Source organism: Candidatus Palauibacter sp. (genome assembly GCF_965208055.1).
GTDB lineage: Bacteria > Gemmatimonadota > Gemmatimonadetes > Palauibacterales > Palauibacteraceae > Palauibacter.
Genome location: NZ_CBDBNY010000003.1, coordinates 1 through 19,007, shown reverse-complemented (window position 1 = coordinate 19,007; position 19,007 = coordinate 1). Strand labels below are relative to the sequence as shown.

General features: G+C 67.0%; 16 protein-coding genes and 1 pseudogene. 8 read left to right on the top strand and 9 right to left on the bottom strand.

Annotated features, from left to right (window positions below):
• Positions 1-263 precede the first annotated feature (263 nt).
• The 5 genes from ACOGXI_RS00335 to ACOGXI_RS00315 all read right to left on the bottom strand — a co-directional run bounded on the left by ACOGXI_RS00335 (position 264) and on the right by ACOGXI_RS00315 (position 6,959).
• Complete coding sequence (locus ACOGXI_RS00335; protein WP_419936927.1) at positions 264-1,436, bottom strand: MFS transporter; 1,173 nt, start codon at positions 1,434-1,436, stop codon at positions 264-266.
• Between the two features lie 89 nt (positions 1,437-1,525).
• Complete coding sequence (locus ACOGXI_RS00330; RefSeq protein WP_419936926.1) at positions 1,526-2,260, bottom strand: hypothetical protein; 735 nt, start codon at positions 2,258-2,260, stop codon at positions 1,526-1,528.
• Positions 2,261-2,326: 66 nt separating this feature from the next.
• Positions 2,327-3,235 carry a PAC2 family protein gene (locus ACOGXI_RS00325; RefSeq protein WP_419936925.1) on the bottom strand — a complete coding sequence of 303 codons (909 nt, stop codon included), beginning with the start codon at positions 3,233-3,235 and terminating at the stop codon, positions 2,327-2,329.
• 71 nt (positions 3,236-3,306) lie between these two features.
• Positions 3,307-5,625: a xanthine dehydrogenase family protein molybdopterin-binding subunit gene (locus ACOGXI_RS00320; protein ID WP_419936924.1), complete on the bottom strand. Its 2,319-nt coding sequence runs from the start codon at positions 5,623-5,625 to the stop codon at positions 3,307-3,309.
• A gap of 254 nt (positions 5,626-5,879) precedes the next feature.
• The gene (locus ACOGXI_RS00315) at positions 5,880-6,959 is read right to left on the bottom strand and encodes an amidohydrolase family protein (protein ID WP_419936923.1); all 1,080 of its coding nucleotides are present in this window, start codon (positions 6,957-6,959) and stop codon (positions 5,880-5,882) included.
• Between the two features lie 377 nt (positions 6,960-7,336).
• On the opposite strand from ACOGXI_RS00315, the gene ACOGXI_RS00310 reads away from it, so the two are divergent.
• The 5 genes from ACOGXI_RS00310 to ACOGXI_RS00290 all read left to right on the top strand — a co-directional run bounded on the left by ACOGXI_RS00310 (position 7,337) and on the right by ACOGXI_RS00290 (position 11,642).
• Entirely contained in the window at positions 7,337-9,661 is a 2,325-nt protein-coding gene (locus tag ACOGXI_RS00310; protein ID WP_419936922.1) for a metal ABC transporter solute-binding protein, Zn/Mn family, read from the top strand.
• Between the two features lie 69 nt (positions 9,662-9,730).
• A complete protein-coding gene (locus ACOGXI_RS00305) occupies positions 9,731-10,177 on the top strand; it encodes a hypothetical protein (RefSeq protein WP_419936921.1) in 447 nt (148 codons plus the stop codon).
• Positions 10,178-10,190: 13 nt separating this feature from the next.
• Positions 10,191-10,373 carry a hypothetical protein gene (locus ACOGXI_RS00300; RefSeq protein WP_419936920.1) on the top strand — a complete coding sequence of 61 codons (183 nt, stop codon included), beginning with the start codon at positions 10,191-10,193 and terminating at the stop codon, positions 10,371-10,373.
• A 288-nt stretch (positions 10,374-10,661) separates the two neighbouring features.
• On the top strand, positions 10,662-11,057 hold the full coding sequence (locus tag ACOGXI_RS00295; RefSeq protein ID WP_419936919.1) for a cupin domain-containing protein: 396 nt from the start codon (positions 10,662-10,664) through the stop codon (positions 11,055-11,057).
• Positions 11,058-11,087: 30 nt separating this feature from the next.
• On the top strand, positions 11,088-11,642 hold the full coding sequence (locus ACOGXI_RS00290) for a carboxymuconolactone decarboxylase family protein (RefSeq protein WP_419936918.1): 555 nt from the start codon (positions 11,088-11,090) through the stop codon (positions 11,640-11,642).
• A gap of 180 nt (positions 11,643-11,822) precedes the next feature.
• Here the strand turns inward: ACOGXI_RS00290 and ACOGXI_RS00285 are convergent, their stop codons facing one another.
• The 3 genes from ACOGXI_RS00285 to ACOGXI_RS00275 form a co-directional block, all read right to left on the bottom strand.
• Positions 11,823-12,575 carry a hypothetical protein gene (locus ACOGXI_RS00285; protein ID WP_419936917.1) on the bottom strand — a complete coding sequence of 251 codons (753 nt, stop codon included), beginning with the start codon at positions 12,573-12,575 and terminating at the stop codon, positions 11,823-11,825.
• A 50-nt stretch (positions 12,576-12,625) separates the two neighbouring features.
• The gene (locus ACOGXI_RS00280; protein WP_419936916.1) at positions 12,626-13,519 is read right to left on the bottom strand and encodes a terminase large subunit domain-containing protein; all 894 of its coding nucleotides are present in this window, start codon (positions 13,517-13,519) and stop codon (positions 12,626-12,628) included.
• 228 nt (positions 13,520-13,747) lie between these two features.
• Positions 13,748-14,089 carry a hypothetical protein gene (locus tag ACOGXI_RS00275; RefSeq protein WP_419936915.1) on the bottom strand — a complete coding sequence of 114 codons (342 nt, stop codon included), beginning with the start codon at positions 14,087-14,089 and terminating at the stop codon, positions 13,748-13,750.
• A 249-nt stretch (positions 14,090-14,338) separates the two neighbouring features.
• Here ACOGXI_RS00275 and ACOGXI_RS00270 point away from each other — a divergent pair, with 249 nt between their 5' ends.
• A complete protein-coding gene (locus ACOGXI_RS00270) occupies positions 14,339-15,727 on the top strand; it encodes an MFS transporter (protein ID WP_419936914.1) in 1,389 nt (462 codons plus the stop codon).
• A 428-nt stretch (positions 15,728-16,155) separates the two neighbouring features.
• On the top strand, positions 16,156-17,484 hold the full coding sequence (locus ACOGXI_RS00265) for a choice-of-anchor R domain-containing protein (protein ID WP_419936913.1): 1,329 nt from the start codon (positions 16,156-16,158) through the stop codon (positions 17,482-17,484).
• A 549-nt stretch (positions 17,485-18,033) separates the two neighbouring features.
• Here the strand turns inward: ACOGXI_RS00265 and ACOGXI_RS00260 are convergent.
• Positions 18,034-18,432 carry a GNAT family N-acetyltransferase gene (locus ACOGXI_RS00260; RefSeq protein ID WP_419936912.1) on the bottom strand — a complete coding sequence of 133 codons (399 nt, stop codon included), beginning with the start codon at positions 18,430-18,432 and terminating at the stop codon, positions 18,034-18,036.
• A 330-nt stretch (positions 18,433-18,762) separates the two neighbouring features.
• Here ACOGXI_RS00260 and ACOGXI_RS00255 point away from each other — a divergent pair.
• Positions 18,763-19,007, top strand: a pseudogene (locus ACOGXI_RS00255) (hypothetical protein); the annotation flags it as partial.

Below are 19,007 nucleotides of genomic sequence, written 5' to 3'. Positions count from 1 at the left end.
GCCGGTGTGGGGGTGTCCCCCAAGCCTGTCCTGAGCCTGCCGAAGGGCGTAGGGGCGGGTGGGTGGGAAGAGCCGCGCTGCGCTGAAGGCAATTACGCAAAGGTCTCTACAAGGGGAGAGGGTTGAGGTGAGGGTACTGCGAGCTGATGCCCGCCCGTACGCCCCGTTCCGCATACCCTCACTGTCGGCCAGCGCCTCCCCATTTCCTTCCCCCACGATGGGGGAAGGTCAGGATGGGGGGTGAACAGGGCGGGGTGAGGCCCCTACTGCGGCGTCCGTGGCTTCGGTGACAGCGCCAACAGCAAGAACCCTGCAGACAGGGCGCCCGCCGCTGCAAGCCAGCCCATGGTGAAGCTCGTAAGGTCGAATAGGATCCCGAGTACGGGCGTGCCGATGCCGGTCATGATCAGCGTGATCGGCGTCGCGGCGCCGCGCACCGCGCCGATGTGATCGCGCCCGTAGTAGGCGGGCCAGATGTGCGTCTGCGTGAGCATCCCCGCCCCGAGCCCGACGCCTGCCAGCGCGGCCCCTGCGAACCCGTGCCAGGTGGTGCTGGCTACCGCGGCGACGAGCATCCCCGCTGCCACGCTTGCGAATCCGCCCATCGCCACGTAGCGGGGCTGCATACGGTCCATCCACGGCGCGATGACGATGGCCGAGGCGACCTGGGTGAACGCCTGCACAGAGAATGCAAGCGCGGCTACCTGCGGGGAGATGTCCAGCGATCGCAGGAATGCGACCCAGAACACACCCACGGTGCCCATCGCGGCCATGAGCAGTCCAAAGGCCACGCTGATGCGCCAGAAGGCGCCGGTGCGCATCGACTGCCGGACGGTCCACGAGTATTCGAGGCGGCGCTCCCTCCGCGCGCGTTCGTTGGAATCGAGCGAGGCGGACTCACCGTCGGGGAGCAGGCCGAGGTCCGACGGCTTGTTGCGGACGAACGCCAGGGAGACGGCGGCGATGGAGAGCCCGCCGATGATGCCGAGGATGAACCATGCGTCGCGCCAACCCACGGTGTCGACCAGCAACTGCGTGATCGGGCTGGAGATGCCGATGCCGAAGGGGATGCTGGGAAAGAAGACCGACATGGCGCGTCCGCGCTTGCGGACGAACCACTTGGCGATGGGGATGGTGAGGAAGAGCGTGCTGCTGCCCCAGAACCCCATCATCCCGCTGAACAGCGCGAGTCCGATCATCTGCCAGCCCGAGTTGATGAGGCTCATCGACGCTGCTGCGCCGCCGAGCATGAGGCCGGCCACCGCAAGCGGCACGCGGGAGCCGCGGCTGTCGAGGAGGCGTCCGATGAACGGGCCTGAGAGCGCGAAACCGAAGAGCCGCGCCGACAGCGCCCAGCCGAACGCGCTGTTCCCGAGGCCCAGCTCCTCGCTCATGGGCGCGACGAAGATGCCGAAGTTGCCGATGCCCACGAACATGCTGGCGCCCCCGGCAACGCCGAGGGCCGCAACGATGACCCATCCGTAGTAGGGGCGTGACGGACTGCGCGCCTGCCGTGTCGTGATAATCAGCCCCCTTCGCCCGTTCCCACGCCGGGTACCGCTGTCGGCTCCCCCGCGCTTACAGACATGACGGTGTCCTGATAATCGAGAACGAGTTCGCCGTTGTCCAGAATCGAGTAGTGGCTTTGCCGGTTGAGAAGCGGGTTCGCCTCGACGAATTCCAGCACGCGGAGCGACACGCGTGAACGATACTCATAGCGGACGCTCGGTTGGCCGTGCAGCGTGGACTCGCCAGCGTAGGCGTACCCCCACTCCTCGACATGGGCGGGGAAATCGAGTTGGGCGTTCATCCATCCGATGAGGTCCCACGGTTCTCTAACCGGCATCCTGAGGTCTGGTTCCGGCAGGCCGGTGACCACAGAATCGTCGAAGAGCGACCGCACGACGGGAGGCGTCCCGTCGGCGCTCCATGTCTCTGCGGTCATGCCCACCACCAGTCCGTCGCTGTCGGGCGTGATGACGGTCTTCGTTTTCACCCACTCAGGGTAAACGACGATGTACTCCCCGATGTCGCCAGCGCCGTAGTTGTTGCCGTAGGTCTTCTTGTGACCGCCTCTCTGGAACGTTTCGAACACTGTGACCAGCGGCCTCTCCGGGCTGACGTTCTTCTTGAGCGCTTCCACTGTCCCCTCGGCAGGCCTGGAAGCGTTGACCAGCAGGACGACGGCTGCCGTACCACCGACCCCCAGAACCAGGATGACGATCAGCGCGGGTATGAGGGTGCTTCTCACCCGGGGCATGACGAGGGCTACACCTGCGGGCGTGACGAACGGCGCGCCTGGCCGGGGAGCGGCTGCTCCAAGGGGCTAGCTGCTCTCTTCTTCGCCGGGGCCGGTCAGTTTGCCGAGGAACTCCTCGACGGAGGGTGGGAGCGGTGGAAGCTCCTTCTTCTCCTCGGACTGCCGCTCCTGCTGGCGCCTGCCGCGCCGGGCGTCGTAGTCCGACTCCAGCCGTTCGACGAGCGACTTCACCTGGGCGTTGCGCTGCATCTCGGAGGTGACGCGCGCGTACTGCTGGGTGTCGCGCTGGCTGGCGGCGTACTCGGCGGGAAAGCCGTAGAGCGTGGAGAGCACCTGGAGCATCTTCGAGCGTCCCGCGAAGTCGGCTTCCAGTTCCACGTAGTGGGGGAGCCTGCACATGAGCATCATGTTGTCGACTCCGCTCGCACTGATGCGGTCGCCGACCATGTTCATGATGGACGTCGGGCCCTGGTACGGCCTGCGCCGGTTGCCCTCGACTCCCTCCACGTTCTGCAGGGGTTCGCCGTTGAGCGTTCCCATGACGAGGAGCGGGCGCGTGTGGGGAACGGCGTCGTACATCGCGCCGATCCGGCAGAAACGGTCCACGTTCAGGTAGGAGATGACTTCCACCAACGCCTCGATGTACTCCTCAGCGTTGGAGTGCGGCTCCAGCATGTGCAGGAAGATGAAGTCGTGGCTGCCGAGGCCGGTGGCCCAGCGCAGGTCGGCGTTGGGGACGCGCATCTTGCGCTTGCCGTCCTCGAAGTAGACGACCGGCCGGTAGCGCGTGAAGTCGAAGAAGTGCCCCGGCTTCGCGAGCGAGCCCAAGTCACGGGCGCGCATATAGCGCTCCAGCCGCTCGATGCTCAGCGACCCGACGCTGCCGGCGTCGATCCACGGCGTCAACGACGCGATGATGTGCGGCGACCGCAACTCCGGCAGAGGCTCTTGTATCTCGAACTCGCCTACTCTCATGGCCCTATAGTGTTCCCCTCATGCGCGGATTGCAACCCTTACTGTGAGAGAATCCGCGTCGGTCTTGTGACCTACCGTGACGCCTGCCGCGTGGCGCGCCAGACCCGCTCCGCCGTGAACGGGATGTCCACCATCGGCGCGCCGATCTGCCGCAGCGCGTCGTGGACGGCGTTGGCGAGCGCGGCGGGGCTGGCGCAGGACGGCATCTCGCCGATGCCGCGCACGCCGAGCGCGCCGTTCCTCGCCTCTGTCGCGTGCGTCTCGACCACCATGTGCGGCAGGTCCTCTGCAAGCGGCATCGCGTAGTCCATGAAAGACCACTCGCGCGGGCGTCCGTCGTCCGCGTAGGAGACGGCTTCGCACATCGCCTCGCCGAACCCCTGCACGACGCCCCCGTGTATCTGCCCCTCCACGATGATCGGGTTGATGAGGTTCCCCACGTCGTGCACGGCAACGAAGTCCCGGGCGCGCACGTCGCCCGAGTCCGGGTCGATCTCGACATACGCGATGTGCGTGGCGAACGCGAAACTCCCCGGCGGCAGCGTGAAGGTCGAGTAGTGCCGGAACCCGCCGTCCGCATCCCCCGCCATCCCGGCGAGCCTGCCGAGCGGCACGGACCGCGCCGGGTCCGATCGCGAGACGGCCGCACCGCCTTCGAGCGTCACGTCGTCCGCAGGCGTTTCGAGCAGGTGCGATGCCGCGTCCAACAGCTTGTCGCGCGCCTGGCACGCGGTCTGGTAGACGGCGTGCCCGCCGATGACGAGCCCCCGGCTGGCGTAGGTGCCCGCGCCGGGGCCGAATGGCTGGATGGCGTCACTGTCGCCGTGCTTCACGGTGATGTCGTCCGGCGATACGCCGAGCACGTCAGCCGTTATCTGCGCGAAGGTTGTCGCGTTCCCCTGCCCGTGCGGCGAGATGTCGGTCGTCAGGCGAACGTGGCCGTCCGCATCGATGTCGACCGCTGCGGCGCTGGAGCGCGCGGCGTCGCCGCCCGTGCCGCCTGAGCCCTTCGTTGACAACGCGATGCCAAGCCCGACCGTGCGGCCCTCCTGCCGCTCGCGGTCGCGCCGCGCCAGCAGGTCGCCGTACCCCGCGACCTCGAGCGCCCGGTCGAGCACCGGCTCGTAGTCGCCGTCCACGTACGGTGTGCCGGACATCGTCGTGTAGGGGAACTGGTCCGGCGGTATGAGGTTCCGGCGCCGCACGACGACGGGGTCGATGCCCAGTTTCTCCGAGACGAGGTCCATCATCCGCTCCATGCAGAACGTGCCCTCCGGCTGTCCCGCGCCCCGGTACGAGGTGATGGGAGGCCGGTTCGTCATCAGGCAGACCTGCTCGCCGTCGAAGGCGGGCACGTGATACGGACCGGTGAAGCGCTTCACCGCGTTGTCCGGCGACGTGAACGCGCCATTGATCCAGTACGCGCCGAGGTCCGACAGGAAGCGCCCCCTGAGTCCGAGTATCTGGCCGTCGTTCTTGACCGCGGCCTCCACGTGCGCCTCCAGCCCGCGAGCGTGGGACGAGTGGATGTTCTCGCTCCTGTCCTCCACCCACTTCACGGGGCGGCTGAGGCGCATCGCGAGGATGATGGCCGCGGCCTCCTCGGGGTAGACATGGTGCTTGTGCCCGAAGCCGCCGCCCACGTCCGGCGTGATGACGCGCACGTGGCCCGGCATCGTCAGCGCCTCCTCGATGTGGTGCTGCGTGTCGTGCGGCGACTGGTTGGACGACCAGAACGTGAGGTCGCCGGACGCGTCGAAACTCGCGATGCAGCCCCGGCCCTCCATCGGCATCGGCGCGAGGCGCGGGATGACGAACGAGGCAGAGACGACCCGGTCGGCGGCTGCGAACGCGCCGTCCACGTCGCCTCCTCCCGAGCGCTGCGACGCTCCGACGTTCGACCCGATCACAGGATGGAGCGTGGGATAGTCGCCGTCCGCTGCACGCTGCAGGTCGTTGATGGCCTCCAGCGGCTCGTAGACGACCTCGACGCGCGCCGCGGCGTCGGTGGCCTGCGCGGCCGTTTCCGCTGCGACGGCTGCGACAGCCTGCCCGGCGTAGAGCGCCCGCCCCAGCGCAAGGATGGGGTGCGCGCCACCCCGGTTGATCTGCATCCCCGGCCTGCCGATGCTCTCCAGCACCGCGCCTTCCTCCACGTCGTCCGACGTGATGACGGCAAGTACGCCGGGCATCGCCAGCGCCTCGCTCGCGTCGATGCGCTCGATGCGCGCATGCGCGTGCGGGCTGCGGACGATAGCCGCGTGCACCATGTCCGGAAGCGCCATGTCGGCGATGAACTCGCCGTTGCCGCGAAGCAGGCGGTCGTCCTCGAAGCGGGGGATCGATTGCCCGGTGTAGGGGGTGCTGGCGTCTGGTGTTGTCGTAGTCATGGGCGGGATTCTAGCCTCCCTCGTTCGTTCATGTTTCCACCGTCATTCCCGCGCTTCAGCGCGCCACCGGCGGGAATCCAGGGTGGTGTAGGGGCAGGTTTCAAACCTGCCCCTACCGGGGACGCGTCCTGTCGCTTCCCCATTTTCATTCCCGTACACGGCCTGACAAGGCCCTGGGCCGTCCCTGCGAAGGCAGGAACCTCGTCCCCTGGGTGTAGGGGCGGTTCGCGAACCGCCCCCTCGGGAGGCCGACGTTACAGACCGTAGAACGTCCTGGGGTTGTCCTCGAGGATCTTCCGCTTCGCGGTTTGGCTGAACTCTCCCTCGTCGGCCCTGCGCCGCAGGATGTCTATGGCGCCGATCTCAGCCGACAGGTCGGCGTGCGAGTAGTCGGTGCCGATCATCAGGTGGTCCTCGGTGCCGAATGTCAGGAGGTACGGGATGTCCTCCTGCGATTGGCAGGTCACGTAGAGCCGGTGCTCGTGGAAGAGGTCGCTCAGGTCGTCCGAGTAGGTGAACGTCCTGTATGCCCACGCCATGCGCTCCCGGCGGGCGTAGAGCCTGTCGACCACGAACGGGATCCAGGACGAGCCCGCCTCGATGAAGCCGAACCGCAGCCGGGGGAACCTGAACGCGAGGCCGGAGAAGACGATGGCGTGGAACGCGTCGATGACGTTGGTGCCGGTGACCCCGTCGCCGAGGAGCGGCGCGCTGCTGCCGGCGGGCGGGTCGCCCGAGCTGGTGTGCATGCAGAGCGCAAGATCGAGGTCGTTCGCCTCCTGGTAGACGGGGTAGAAGTAGGGGTCGGTCACCCGCCTGCCCAGCTCCGTGGCCAGCTTGAAGACCCCGCAGGCCCCGTGCTCGCTCGCCCAGCGGACCTCATCCACCGCGGCCTCGATGTCCAGCATCGGCAGCACCGCCACCCAGCGGAGGCGTCCGTTGCTCTCGGCGGACCTGTCGGCCATCCAGCGGTTGTAGCTCTTGCAGATGGCGGTCTGGGCGTGCGGGTCGTTCGTCAGGTAGGTGAGGAACATCGTGGGGTACATGACGTGGACGTCCACGCCCATCTCGTCCATGTGCCGCAGGCGGGTCTCGACGTTCCTCAGCTCGCGGGCGTCGATGGTCGTGCCGGTGCGCCGGTCGTCGCGGATGCGGCGGATCGACAGGTTGCTGCCGATGAGCCAGTGTCTCGTGTAGCCGGGGGCGGGAGCGCCGTCGCCCATGTCCTCGGTGGGGACGACCGTGACCGGCTTGTAGCGCGCGTCCTCGGGCGGCATGTAGTGCCACGTCTCTTCGCATTCGTCCACGTGCGTGTCGGCATCGACCACAGCCATCGGCTCAACTCCTTCCCCGACTTCGACTCGACACTCGGAGCGCCAACGCCGCGAGCATAAGCCGGGCGTCCGGCGGTGTACAGTCCTGTGGGCATGCTCCCGGACTGGAAGATCAACAGGACCCATCCGTGAGCCCCAGCGGCCGCCAACCGCCCGTCCCATCCGGGAACGGCGGGGTTCGGGCTGGTATCATCTTCGCTGGTATTGATACAAAGTATTGACAATATGTAGACGCGTTTGGTTCCATCTATGCCATCACGCCGTTCGAGCACCGGGCTGAAACTGCATCATTGACTCGCGCTGGATGCAGTTGCGCGGCAAAGGCCGCGCAGGTATCCCTGTGCACGGACCATGTAGCCCCTTATGGAGGCGATAGAATGAGACGAGGTATTACTAGTGTGTTTCTGCTGCTCATCGTCACGGCCCTGGCCCTGGCGATAGCGGCCTGCTCGGATGAGCCCGAGCCTACGAACACTCCCACCAGCGCCCTCGGGCCTGCCAACACCCCCACCAGTGTCCCCTCCGAGCCACTGAACGTGGTCGCGAGCATCTACCCGATGCAGTACTTCACCGAACGCATCGGCGGCGACCGGGTGGAAGTCGAGACCATCGTGCAGCCCGGCACCGAGGCCCACGGATTCGAACTCACGGCGAGCGACCTCCTCACGATCGCCGAGGCCGACGTCGTAGTGACGAACGGCCTCACGCTGTTGCCCTGGCTGGATCGTGCGATCGAGTCTCTGGGCGACGACCTCTCCGGCATCGTGGTCGAGGCTGCGTTCCCGGAGGCGGCGCTGCCCCTCGAGGAAGGCGCAGACCCACACGGCCACATGGAAGAAGACGAGCACGGCCACATGGAAGAGGGCGAGCACGGCGACGAAGGCGAGTCGGCCTTTGACGGACGCCTGCTGGTCGCGGACCTCGATGCGCAACACCTCTCAGTGATCGACCTCTCGACGGAGGAGGTGGACGTTGGCGCCTTCGAGATCAGTGCTCCGCCGGCCGCGATCTACCCCAGCCCGACGCACCGCTACGCCTTCGTCCTCGCCCGGGGCCCGGGTGAGGCGGATGACGGCATCCACATCTTCGACGGCGGCATCTTCCTCCAGGAGCACGGCGACCACTTCGACCTCGTGCGTGAGCCGGTCTCGCGTCATCCCCATGTAGCGACGGTTGAACGGCCGATCCACTTCGTCAACACCTACGGCTGGACGGCAGTGTTCGCCGACGCTAAAGGCTACGTCTACCTCTACAACGAGGACGAGCTTTCCAGCACGCAGGGCGACTACCAGCCGATCGTGTTCGAAACCGGCCCGCAGCACGGCGCTGCCCTGGCAATCTCCCCCGACGAGTTCATCGTGACCACGAAGAACCCCGACTACCCCGAGAACTCGGACGACAGCCTGCCCGTCGGCGTTGAGGTCCTCAACCTGGACGGCGAAGTCGTCTATGACGCCAGCAACCGTTCCTGCCCCGGCATGCACGGCGAGATACACAACGAGGAAGGCGCCATCTTCGGCTGCGTCGGCGGAGTGCTCTTCCTGCACCCGCACGGCGACAGCTACGACCACGACTTCATCGAGAATCCGCCCGGGATGCGCGAGGACTCGCGGATCGGCTCCTTCTTCGGACACGACGAGCTGCACCATTTCTTCGGACGCGCCTCCTACTTCGACGGTCAGGGTTTCGCCAACGACGGCATCTGGCTGATCGACCCGGAGACGGGCGAGTTCCGGCGGGTCTTCAGCGAGGCGGTCGCGGCTGGCGGCATCGGCGCGCACGCGGAGCGCCTCTACCTGCTCACCTCCGAAGGCGAACTCCACGTGCTGGATGCCCACGACGGCGATGAGATCACGCACCTCCACGTCATGGACCCGGGCGAGGGCGGGCGGCCCAGTCTCACCATCGTCGGCGAGACGATGTTCATCACGAACCCGGGCCTGGGTGAGGTCATCGCGCTCGACCTCGAACACCTCGAAGTGGAGGAGACGTGGGACATCGGCGGTTCGCCCTCTGGCCTCGCCTTCGTTGGCACCCTCGGTGAAGGCGAGGGCCATGAGGACGAAGACGAGCACGGCCATGAGGAAGAGGACGAGCATGGCGATGAAGACGAGGATGAGCACGGCCATGAAGACGAGGATGAGCATGGCGATGAGGACGACCACGGCCATGGGGAGTACGACCCGCACTTCTGGCTCGACCCGCTGCGCGCCATCAGCCAGGCGGAGCGCATAGCCGAGGCGCTGATCGAGGCGGACCCCGAGGGAGCCAACGTCTACCGGGCGAACCTCGCCGCGCTCTCGGCAGACCTCCGGGCGCTGCACGCGGAGTTCGAGACGGGCCTCAGCTCGTGCGCCCACCGCGAGTTCGTCACGTCCCACTCTGCATACGCATACCTCGCGCTGGCCTACGACCTGGAACAGGTCGGGATCGCTGGCCTCTCCCCGGAGCCAGAGCCGTCGCCGCAGCGTCTCGCCGCCATCGCCGACCGCATCAAGGAGCTCGGCATCACGGCGGTGCTGCTCGAGCCCGTGCTCTCCGGCGCGAACGAGAAGGCGCTCGCGGATGAGACGGGGGCCGGCATCTACCAGATCCACGCGATAGAGAGCGTTACCCAGACTGAGCTGGACGAACACGGAGACTACCTCGGCCTGATGCGCGACAACCTGAACAGCCTCCGCATTGCGATGGAGTGCTCGTAACCGGGTAGCGAAGCGATACGGCGGCCGCAAATCTGAATACGGCCGCCGCGAGGGAAGGAGAGGCGTGCGATGAAGTGGTACGGCGAACCAGAGCGCATCGACGCAGATCATATGCTGGACTGCGAAGCATGCGACAAGAAGTGCGCGGACTGCTCGGAGCAGACGGCCAACGGCGGCTTTGCGACGCAGCTCTACCCGGAGCAGCACGGGTTCGAGCTGGATGAGCTGTTCAACCTCGCGACTATCGCGGCCAACGCGGCAGGGCACCAGCTGGATCCCGAAGAGACGGACGCTGAGTTCAACGCAGTGCTCGTCGACCTGGACGCGAACGATGCCAGTTTCCTGGTGGACCTGATGTTCTATCAACTGAATAGCCCCCTCCTGGGGGGTGCGCCGAAGTCCTCCCCGGCGCACCCCCCTGCCTCGGCTGGGCCGCTCGCTGAGCGATGCGATCTGACCCAGCCGGACTCACACGAAGCATCCATACAGGAAGCCACGGAAAACGAAACCCCGTAGAAAGGAGACGGAAATGGTAGAGATGACGGCATATTCGGTGAAGCTGAAGAAGATGGTGACCATCAAGGACCCGGAGGTTGTGACCCTGAAGAACGGGCGGAAGGCGATCCGCGGTGTAGCCGAGGAGGACCCGTCCAGCAAGGTCATCAGGATCGTGAGTGACAAGGACGCGGCAGAACTGGCGGTGCGCGGCTGACCCGCGCAGTCCCTGAGTAGCACCACCAGGATCGGACTCGCCGGTCGCCGGCTGGAGCTGTACCTTGGGGGATGCGGGGGCGCGCCAAGTCCTCCCGGCGCGTCCCCGCCATCCCCCTTTTGTGGTTGGCGGGGTCGGTGAGCATAGAGGGTGGCAGGGTCTTGGTCGATTCCGTAGTGGAGGCGCGGGAGGTGGCGCGACGGTGGAAGGGAGGGCGAGGGCGCCCGCCGTATACGGTCCCGCCGGCACCGGGGCGGTATGATTGCTCGCGGTAGTGAGCCGACCGGCATGAAACAGGAACTGGACTACAGGGAGTTGCCCACGGAACGGGACGTCCTCGCGCCGGACGGCTCGGAGATCCGGCTGATGTCGGAGACGGGCCGGGGGAGCATGGTTCACTGCAGCCTGGGTCCGGGAGAGGTGTCATTGCCTGTCGCCCACCGGACGGTCGAGGAAGTGTGGTACTTCCTCGAGGGCACAGGCCAGGTGTGGAGGAAGCACGGCGGCGAGGAACGGGTCGTGGACGTGGCTCCGGGCGGGAGCCTGTCGATCCCCGTTGGCGCACAATTCCAGTTCAGGGCAACGGGCGACCGTCCGCTGAGCTTCGTGATCGTTACCATGCCGCCCTGGCCCGGCGACGATGAAGCCTATCCTGTGGCAGGCTGCTGGCCTGTCACGCCGTAGGCCCCGACAACCCCACCTCCGGAGGGAGCCATGACACGCATCACGCCCATCACCGACAAGGCCCAGCTCCCACCGGAGCGGCAGCACGAGTGGGACGCGGTCCTCGCTGAACGTGGACGCGTCCGCGGGCCGTTCGCGGTCATGCTCCAGAGCCCCGGCCTCGCCTTGGGCTTCCTGTCGACGCTCCGGAACACGCACGACGACAGCGTCGTCAGCCCTGCGCTGCACGAGCTCGCCATCCTCGCCGTCGCCTACGAGGACGACGCTCCCTACCAGTGGTCGGTCCACGTCTCGACCGCCCGCGCCGCGGGCCTGGGTGACGCCGCCATCGACGCCGCCCGCACCGGCGCCGACGCCAGCCACCTCGACGACGACGAGCGCGACGTTATCGAACTGTCCCGCCAGCTCTGCCGCACGAACCGGGTCGAGCAGTCGCTGTTCGACTCCCTGATGGCGCGGCACGGCCAGCACTGGCTCATCCTCATCGTCGGCACCATCGGCCTCTACCGGTACGTGGCCGCCTTCAACAACGCCTTCGACATCGATGTGATCGCGGGCGACGACCAGTTGCCGCCGCGCCGCTGAGGCGGGGGCGTCCGCGCTCGCCATCGGGCGAGGGGAGGCAAGGGCGCCCACGAGGGACGCCCCTACATCAGGCCACCGGAACCGGGCTGCGAGGTTCCTGCCTCCGCAGGAACGACGGAGGTGGTGGGACGCCTCCCGAGAGATTTCTCGGCTTCGCTCGAAATGACAGGGCATGGCGCGCTACCACCAGACCTGGATGCGTGGGACAGGAGGACTGCTGCTGTCGCCGGGGGCGTCGGCGGGCGGGGCGCTGCCGGGTCCGGCGCCGGGTTCCGGGGGCTCGGAGAGCGATGGGCGCGGGAGCTCGTAGCCGATGCCGTACTGCGGACGCGGGAGGCGGCGCGACAGCGGGAGGTCGTCGTCCAGGAAGGGCTCCGTGCCGGTCCAGATGCCGAAGGACGGCGGCTTGAGGAAGGCGAGGGCGAGGGCGTCCGCCTTGTCGGGCGAGGGGAGGCCGCGCTTGCGCATCTCCCGCTTGCCCTCCAGCCGCACCTGTCCGGAGCTGGAGACGTCGTAGCGCAGGGAGACGAGCTGACCGGCGAGCTCCTCGTCCGGCGGGAGGACCATCAGCCCGTCGTTCAGCAGCATCCGCACTTCCCAGAAGATCTCGGAGCGCGTGTTGAAGAAGCGGGTGCGGTGGGGCGCGCGTCCGCCGAAGTGGACGCCGTAGACCGGCTCGCCGAGTTCGCGCAGGCGGTCGATGACGCCGCCGCCGAGCCCGCCCTCGTCCACGAAGATGGCCTCCGCGCCGGTCTCCTCCCGCGTCCGGATAATCTCGTAGACGAGGCGCATCGTGTCCATGCGCGAGAAGGAGGTGAGGCTGTGGACGCGCTGCCCCTGCCGCACGCAGATGGCGGACTTGTCCGCGCCGAACCGCCCGACGTCGACGCCGAGGTACACGGGCTCGTTGGGGTCGAGGGGCAGCGTTGTCATGCCGGGCGTTGTCATGTTGAGCGAAGCCGGAGGCGCAGCCGAAACATCTCTCAGGGAGCGTTCGTCCTCAGTGGCACTCGCACCCGAGAGATTCCTCGACTCCGCTTCACTCCGCTCGGAATGACAATCAGTGGGCGCTCACTCCGCTCGGAATGACAATCGGTCCAGCGCTCCATGGCGTGTTCGACGGCGTCGCGGCCGACGAGGGAGTCCTCCTGGGCGTTGGGGAACTCGGCGAGGACGCCCGCGACGTACGAGGGGTGGTCCTCCGACCAGTCGAGAGCGAGCTCCTCGGCGTCCTCGGGGGTGATCATGCCGGGCACGCCGCCGTTCTCGCCGGTGAAGTTGGGGGTGTCGTAGGCGGATATCTTGATGCGGTGGTAGCGCGCGCGGCGGGAGTGGTGGGACTCGTAGAACTCGCCTTCGAGCGTCATGGCGTTGCCGACGAGGAGGAGCCGGTTGGGGTGGAGGCGCTTGATTGAGTCGATCTGGTCCTGGGGCATGGCGTGGGCCTCGGTGACGACGACGAGCAGGTTGGGCGAGTGGAAGCCCTGGATGTTGCACGCCTTGTTGGTTGAGAAGCCGATGGCGAACCGCTTCTCGTCGATGCGGTACTTCGAGGCCAGCATCTTCCCGCCGAGGCGCTCCTCCGCCACGGCGAACGCCTCCCGCATCTCCTGCCAGACGATCTCCTCGACCTGCCGCTGCGTGGGTCCGGTGACGACGACCTTGGAGTCCGGCCGCGTCTCGATCCACCAGAGCACGGCTCGCGCGGCTGCCCAGTCCTTGCCGCAGCCGTTCGCCCCGACGACCGAGACGCGGCGGTGCTCCACGACCGCCTCCAGCATCTCGATCTGCTTCGAGTACGGCATCCCGGCCTCGCCGAGCACGTCTGCCACGAACCCGACGGGGTCGTCCACGTATCGTGTGAGGTCTTCTGTCACGGGTCCACCTTCTCCACCCGGATAAATCAGCCCCCTGGGTTCCCGCATTCGCGGGAATGACGAGTGAGGCGCGGGAATGACGGTCCGGGTTAACACAAAAAGCCCCCTCGTGCTCTTCGCTGAGGGGGCAGCGGTCTTCCTGCGGCTCGTCCGCAAGGGTCAAATGCGCTCTATGTGCGCTGTCCAGCCATTATGCAGCAGGTGAGTCGGTTCTGCAAGGGGTTCGTGTCACAATGGCGACGGAAGTGAAGGCATTCGCCACTGGATGACCCCCAGCGACCTGCCGCCGAACTTGTGAACCGCCCGGTAGCCTACCCGCAGGGACCAGACGTCGATGGCGTCCGGACACTGCGCGCGCAGACGGTCCACCGCTTCAAGGATGCTGCTTCCGATGGCCCAATTGCCGCTTTCCACGTCGATGGAGACGATCTCCCCGTGGTGGTCGGCTTCGACCTGCGACCGTATGTCCCGCTCGTAGATCTCGTCGCCCAGGCGGGCAATCTCATCTTTCGGGCGGGTTGGCGCGATAGGTCTGGGTGATTGCATGGGCCCCAGGGTGTCGTTGCTCATCCGTTCACCTTCCACAAGCGTGTCGGGAGGGGGTAGTGCGCCCGTCCCCTGCCCATCGTGCGGCAGGGGTGGCCATTCGCGCAAGGGGCTCGTGTCACATGGGAGCCAGGGGGTGTTGTGCGGTGTGTTCGTCATTGCCGCGAAGGCGGCGCGCGGGCGGTCGTAGGGGCGGTTCGCGAACCGCCCCTACGGGGGCAGGGGAGACACACCCCTGTGGCAAAGGGTGGGGCGTGCGGGTAGCATCGCGGCATGGTTGAGGAGCAGCAGCCCGCCCGGAGCGCGGAACAGGGGGACGAGGTTCCTGCCTCCGCAGGAACGACGGACCCCAGGGGCACGGGAACGACGGACCCCGGAGGCGCAGGAACGACGGACCCCAGAGGCGCAGGAACGACGGATCCCAGTGGCACAGGAACGACGGGTCGCCGCCGCCGCTGGCTGCCGCGGACATTCGACGCGCTGGAGTCCCCCGCGTATCGCAGTTACTTCACCGCCATGCTCTTCTACTTCGGCGCGATGCAGGCGACGATGCTGGCGCGCCCCCTCCTCGCGTACGACCTCGCGGACCGCGCGCCCATCGTCCTCGGCATCGTGATTGCGGCGAACAACGCGCCGTCGCTGGTGCTGTCGCCCTTCGCGGGAGCGCTCGCGGACAGGGTCTCGATGCGGAACATCCTCATCGTCGCGGCGGGGTTGATGGCCGTGTTCGCGGGCATCACGGCGGTCGGCATCGCGATGGACGTGCTGGAGTGGTGGCACGTCATGGTGATCGGGGTCTTTCAGGGCTCCGTGATGGTGTTCATCACGCCGACGCGCCGTGCCATCATCGGCGGGCTGGTGGAAGAGCGGCACCTGCTGAATGCGACGGGCCTGCACACGATGTCGCAGAACGCGAACCGGACGCTGCTGCCGCTGGTGGCGGGCGTGCTGTTCGCGCGGGCAGGGGCGGAGTGGGCGTACGTCCTCATCGTCGTGCTGTACGTCGTGGGGCTGGGCCTGATGTTCTTCACGCCGGTGCAGGGCGCGGGAGCCGCGCGCAGGCGGAACCGCAGCAGCTCGCCGCTGGAGGGCTTCCGCTACGTGTGGCAGGCGCCCCCTATCCGCACCCTCATCCTGGCGGGCTTCGTCATCACCGTGTTCGGCCAGCCGTTCCAGCACCTGCTGCCGCTGGCGCAGGACCTGCTCCAGATAGAGGCGGACGGCGTGGGGCTGCTCGTCACGTTCTTCGGGCTGGGGTCGTTGTTCGGCTCGACGACGGCGGCGTCGCTGGGCGACTTCCAGCGGAAGGGCCTGCTGCTGATCGGCTTCTTCACGCTGTTCGGCGCGGGCGTGGTCGGGTTTGCGGTATCGAGCTGGTACGTGCTGTCGCTGCTGCTCATGCTGCCCATCGGCATCGGCCACTCCGGGCGGACGGTTGTCCACCTCGCGGCGTTGCAGACCTACTCGGAGAACGAGATGCGCGGCCGCGTGCAGGCGCTGAACGCGATGATGGGCGGCCTGATACCCGTGGCGATCCTCGGCATCACGGGACTGGCGGAGTTGTTCAATGCTCGCATCGCGCTTGCGTCGGCGGGCAGCGTCATCCTCGCCTACGGCGTATGGGAGACGTTGTTCTCGCGGACGCTGCGGTCGATGCGGTAGGGGTTACTCACGTGGTTCGACAGGCTCACCATGAGCGGATGGAGGGGTGGGGGCGAGGTTGCGCGCTAAAGCGCGAGCCTTCGCAGGAACGACGGAAGGGCGTGGGAATGACGGAAGGGGCGCCGGAATGGCGGCCTACGGGGCGTAGGGGGCCCTCACCCGACGCGCAGGCGCGTCTACCTCTCCCCGAGGGAGAGGTGAGGGGGGGCGAGGTTGCGCGCTAAAGCGCGAGCCTTCGCAGGAACGACGGACGGGGGGCGGGAATGGCGGAAGGGGCGCGGGAAAGGGCGGGTAGAGGGGCAGGAACGACGGAAGGGCGTGATGGACAGGATAGGGGGTGATCCGGCCAAACCCCCGACCCCGCCCCCAATAAGGCATCGTAACGTCATCAAAAATGCTGGAATATCACCCCTAAATCATTAGACTATGTGTATAATCACCAGCCGAAATGCAACCAGGAGGATTCGTGGTGTCGACACCCGTTGCGAGTCTGCTGGACACCGGCAGCGCCGCCGTCAGGACGGTGCAATTCTACCCCCCCCCCCCCCCCCCCCCCCCCCCCCCCGAATTTTTGGAAATCTGAGGGCCGCCTCGCCCTCGTTCCGCTTCTCATCCTTGCGGTCCTGCTGCTGACCGCGCTGCCCGCGGGCGCCCAGACCGACCCCACCCTCGTCAGCAACACCGGGGAATCGAACGACGGAGTACGTTCCATCACTTCTTGGGACCATGCCCAGGGGTTCACCACCGGCTCCAACACGCAGGGGTACAAACTGACCGCAGTGGACCTTTCACTGTCACGCTCTGGAAGTGGGACAGACGCGACGTTCACCGTCAACATCTGCTCCGCGGAGACTTCCGGCTTGCCTCCCACTTCCACTACCGGTTGTCTGGGTACGCTGACTACCCAGTCTTCGGTGGTCACAGGGATCAACACCTTCACTCATTCGGGCATCGACCTGACCGCCAGTACGACGTACTTCGTGTTCGTGGACACCACCGCCGCCGGGTCCAATACAAGCATCGAGTTCACGCTCACGAACTCGAACGCCGAAGATTCCGGCGCGGCAGCGGGTTGGAGCATCGCAGACGACAGCTATCGGCGCTTGCGAACCAGTACTGGCAGTTGGACCAATGTCACGCCATCTCGCCGGATCGCCATCCACGGCTCCGCGAAGACCGGGGGCACACCGCCCACGCCGCAGCCCACACCGCCGCCCACTCCCTCCACGCCCGCCGTTCCGGCGGGGCTGACCATAACGGCGGGGGAGGGCAGCATCACGCTGCGCTGGAACAACCCCGGCGACAGCAGCATCACCCGGTACGAGTACTCGCTCGACGGAAGCACGTGGATACGCATCCCCGGCAGCGGCCCCGGGACGACGTCCCACACCGTCACCGGCCTGACTCCCGGCAGGACGTACACGGCGCAGTTGCGCGCGGTGAACGCCAACGGGAGCGGCGGCCACGCCGACTCTCCTACGGCCACGCCGTCGGGCGGCGGGGTTCCCCGGTACGAGGTGCGGGACGTGGTCGTCACCGTCACGAGGATAGACACGGTGGGGTGGGCGCGGTTCGAGAGGCGCTTCGGCTACAACTGCTGGGACGAGATGGCCGCCGCCGTCGCCGCAGCCGAGGTGTCGTCTGGGCGCACGCCCGAGGACGATGAGCTCGCCCGGTGCCAGCGGTTCCTCGCGGAAGATATCAAGCCCGCCGTGACCGAGACGCGCATAGAGCGCCGCCGCGTGCGGGTGGAGTAGGGCCCTCACCCGACGCGCAGGCGCGTCTACCTCTCCCCGAGGGAGAGGTGAGGGGGCGAGGTTGCGCGCTAAGCGCGAGCCTTCGCAGGAACGACGGGTAGGGGGCGGGAACGACGGTAGAGGTGCGGAGACGTTATTCTCGCGGACGATGCGGTAGGGGTTACTCACATGATTCGACAGCTCACCATGAGCGGATGGACAGAATAGGGGAGTGCCGGTGAGTTACTGGGTCTATGAAGATGACGCCACGAATCACGCGCGCGTACACCTCGGTACATGCCGCTTCTGCAACAACGGGCGCGGAATGAAGGACACTCGTTTGCCGGACAACCGCTGGCACGGGCCGTTCGCAGACCGTGAATCTGCGAACGCCAGGGCGAGGGCTACCGGAAAGCGCGACGTTGGTGAGTGCAAGGTCTGTCTCGGCTGAGGCCGGTGGCGCACGGACGCTCCCCGAGAGATGTTTCGGCTGCGCTCAACATGACAGACCCCGCCAGCGCTGGAGTGACGGGGAAGGGCGGTTCGCGAACCGCCCCTACGCGGGGCAGGTCAGCGGGAGCGGGGGAGGCGCCAGGTGCGGTCGATGTTGTCCCAGCCGATGTGGCCGTAGAAGGCGTGCCCTTCCTCGCTGGAGTGGAGCATGATGGTGCACTCCTCGCCGGCCTCCTCGCGGAAGCGGCCGAGGAGTTCGCGTCCGATGCCCATGCGCTTGTAGGGCGCGGCGACGGCGAGTTCCGTCACGAGGGCGTAGACGGCGTAGTCGGCGAGGCCGCGCACGATGCCGACGAGCGCATCGCCGTCGCGCGCGGTGACGATGACGTCGGCGTTGCGGAGCATGCGCTCCACGCGCGTGAGGTCGTCGAGGGGGCGGTTGAAGCCACCGGCGCGCAGGAGGTTGGCGACCTCGGCTGCGTTCGGCATGTCGGTTGTGGAGTAGGTGATGGGCATATGCGTGCTCCTCTGGGGAGGGCGGTTCGCGAACCGCCCCTACGATGGCGATATTTCCGCTTTGCGGGAGTGACGGCCTACGGGGCGTGGGGGCCCTCACCCGCCGCGCAGGCGCGTCTACCTCTCCCCGAGGGAGAGGTGGGGGCGAGGTTCCTGCCTTCGCAGGAACGACGGGGGAAGGGCGGTTCGCGAACCGCCCCTACGGCAGGCGAGATTCCCGCTTTCGCGGGAATGACGGGTAGGGCGTGTTTTCCTTGACACTCTCCTCTGCCAATCCTACGATTCCCGTGCTCCGTGCGGAAGGCGCGCACGGCACGAAAGGAGCACGTTATGCCGGAAGAGAATGTCCGGGCAGACAAGCTTGGAGGAACGGCGCGGCGGCGCAACACCAGCATGCGCGAGCTGCGGGGCGGAGGCGACGTCGATTACAAGTACATCTCGGCGGACAACCACATAGACCTCGTGTGGTATCCGCACGACATCATCCAGTCCCGCATCGAATCGAAGTACAAGGAGAGAGCCCCGAAGATCGTGGAGTCGCCGAAGGGCACGGCGTGGCAGTGGGAGGACGACAT

Excerpts from the sequence above, each read along its gene's own strand:
- ACOGXI_RS00275 (WP_419936915.1), bottom strand. The coding sequence starts at position 14,089 with ATGAGCAACGACACCCTGGGGCCCATGCAATCACCCAGACCTATCGCG.
- ACOGXI_RS00290 (WP_419936918.1), top strand. The coding sequence starts at position 11,088 with ATGACACGCATCACGCCCATCACCGACAAGGCCCAGCTCCCACCGGAG.
- ACOGXI_RS00325 (WP_419936925.1), bottom strand. The coding sequence starts at position 3,235 with ATGAGAGTAGGCGAGTTCGAGATACAAGAGCCTCTGCCGGAGTTGCGG.
- ACOGXI_RS00330 (WP_419936926.1), bottom strand. The coding sequence starts at position 2,260 with ATGCCCCGGGTGAGAAGCACCCTCATACCCGCGCTGATCGTCATCCTG.
- ACOGXI_RS00335 (WP_419936927.1), bottom strand. The coding sequence starts at position 1,436 with ATGTTCGTGGGCATCGGCAACTTCGGCATCTTCGTCGCGCCCATGAGC.
- ACOGXI_RS00270 (WP_419936914.1), top strand. The coding sequence starts at position 14,339 with ATGGTTGAGGAGCAGCAGCCCGCCCGGAGCGCGGAACAGGGGGACGAG.
- ACOGXI_RS00305 (WP_419936921.1), top strand. The coding sequence starts at position 9,731 with ATGAAGTGGTACGGCGAACCAGAGCGCATCGACGCAGATCATATGCTG.
- ACOGXI_RS00300 (WP_419936920.1), top strand. The coding sequence starts at position 10,191 with ATGGTAGAGATGACGGCATATTCGGTGAAGCTGAAGAAGATGGTGACC.
- ACOGXI_RS00315 (WP_419936923.1), bottom strand. The coding sequence starts at position 6,959 with ATGGCTGTGGTCGATGCCGACACGCACGTGGACGAATGCGAAGAGACG.
- ACOGXI_RS00260 (WP_419936912.1), bottom strand. The coding sequence starts at position 18,432 with ATGCCCATCACCTACTCCACAACCGACATGCCGAACGCAGCCGAGGTC.
- ACOGXI_RS00295 (WP_419936919.1), top strand. The coding sequence starts at position 10,662 with ATGAAACAGGAACTGGACTACAGGGAGTTGCCCACGGAACGGGACGTC.
- ACOGXI_RS00310 (WP_419936922.1), top strand. The coding sequence starts at position 7,337 with ATGAGACGAGGTATTACTAGTGTGTTTCTGCTGCTCATCGTCACGGCC.
- ACOGXI_RS00285 (WP_419936917.1), bottom strand. The coding sequence starts at position 12,575 with ATGACAACGCTGCCCCTCGACCCCAACGAGCCCGTGTACCTCGGCGTC.
- ACOGXI_RS00320 (WP_419936924.1), bottom strand. The coding sequence starts at position 5,625 with ATGACTACGACAACACCAGACGCCAGCACCCCCTACACCGGGCAATCG.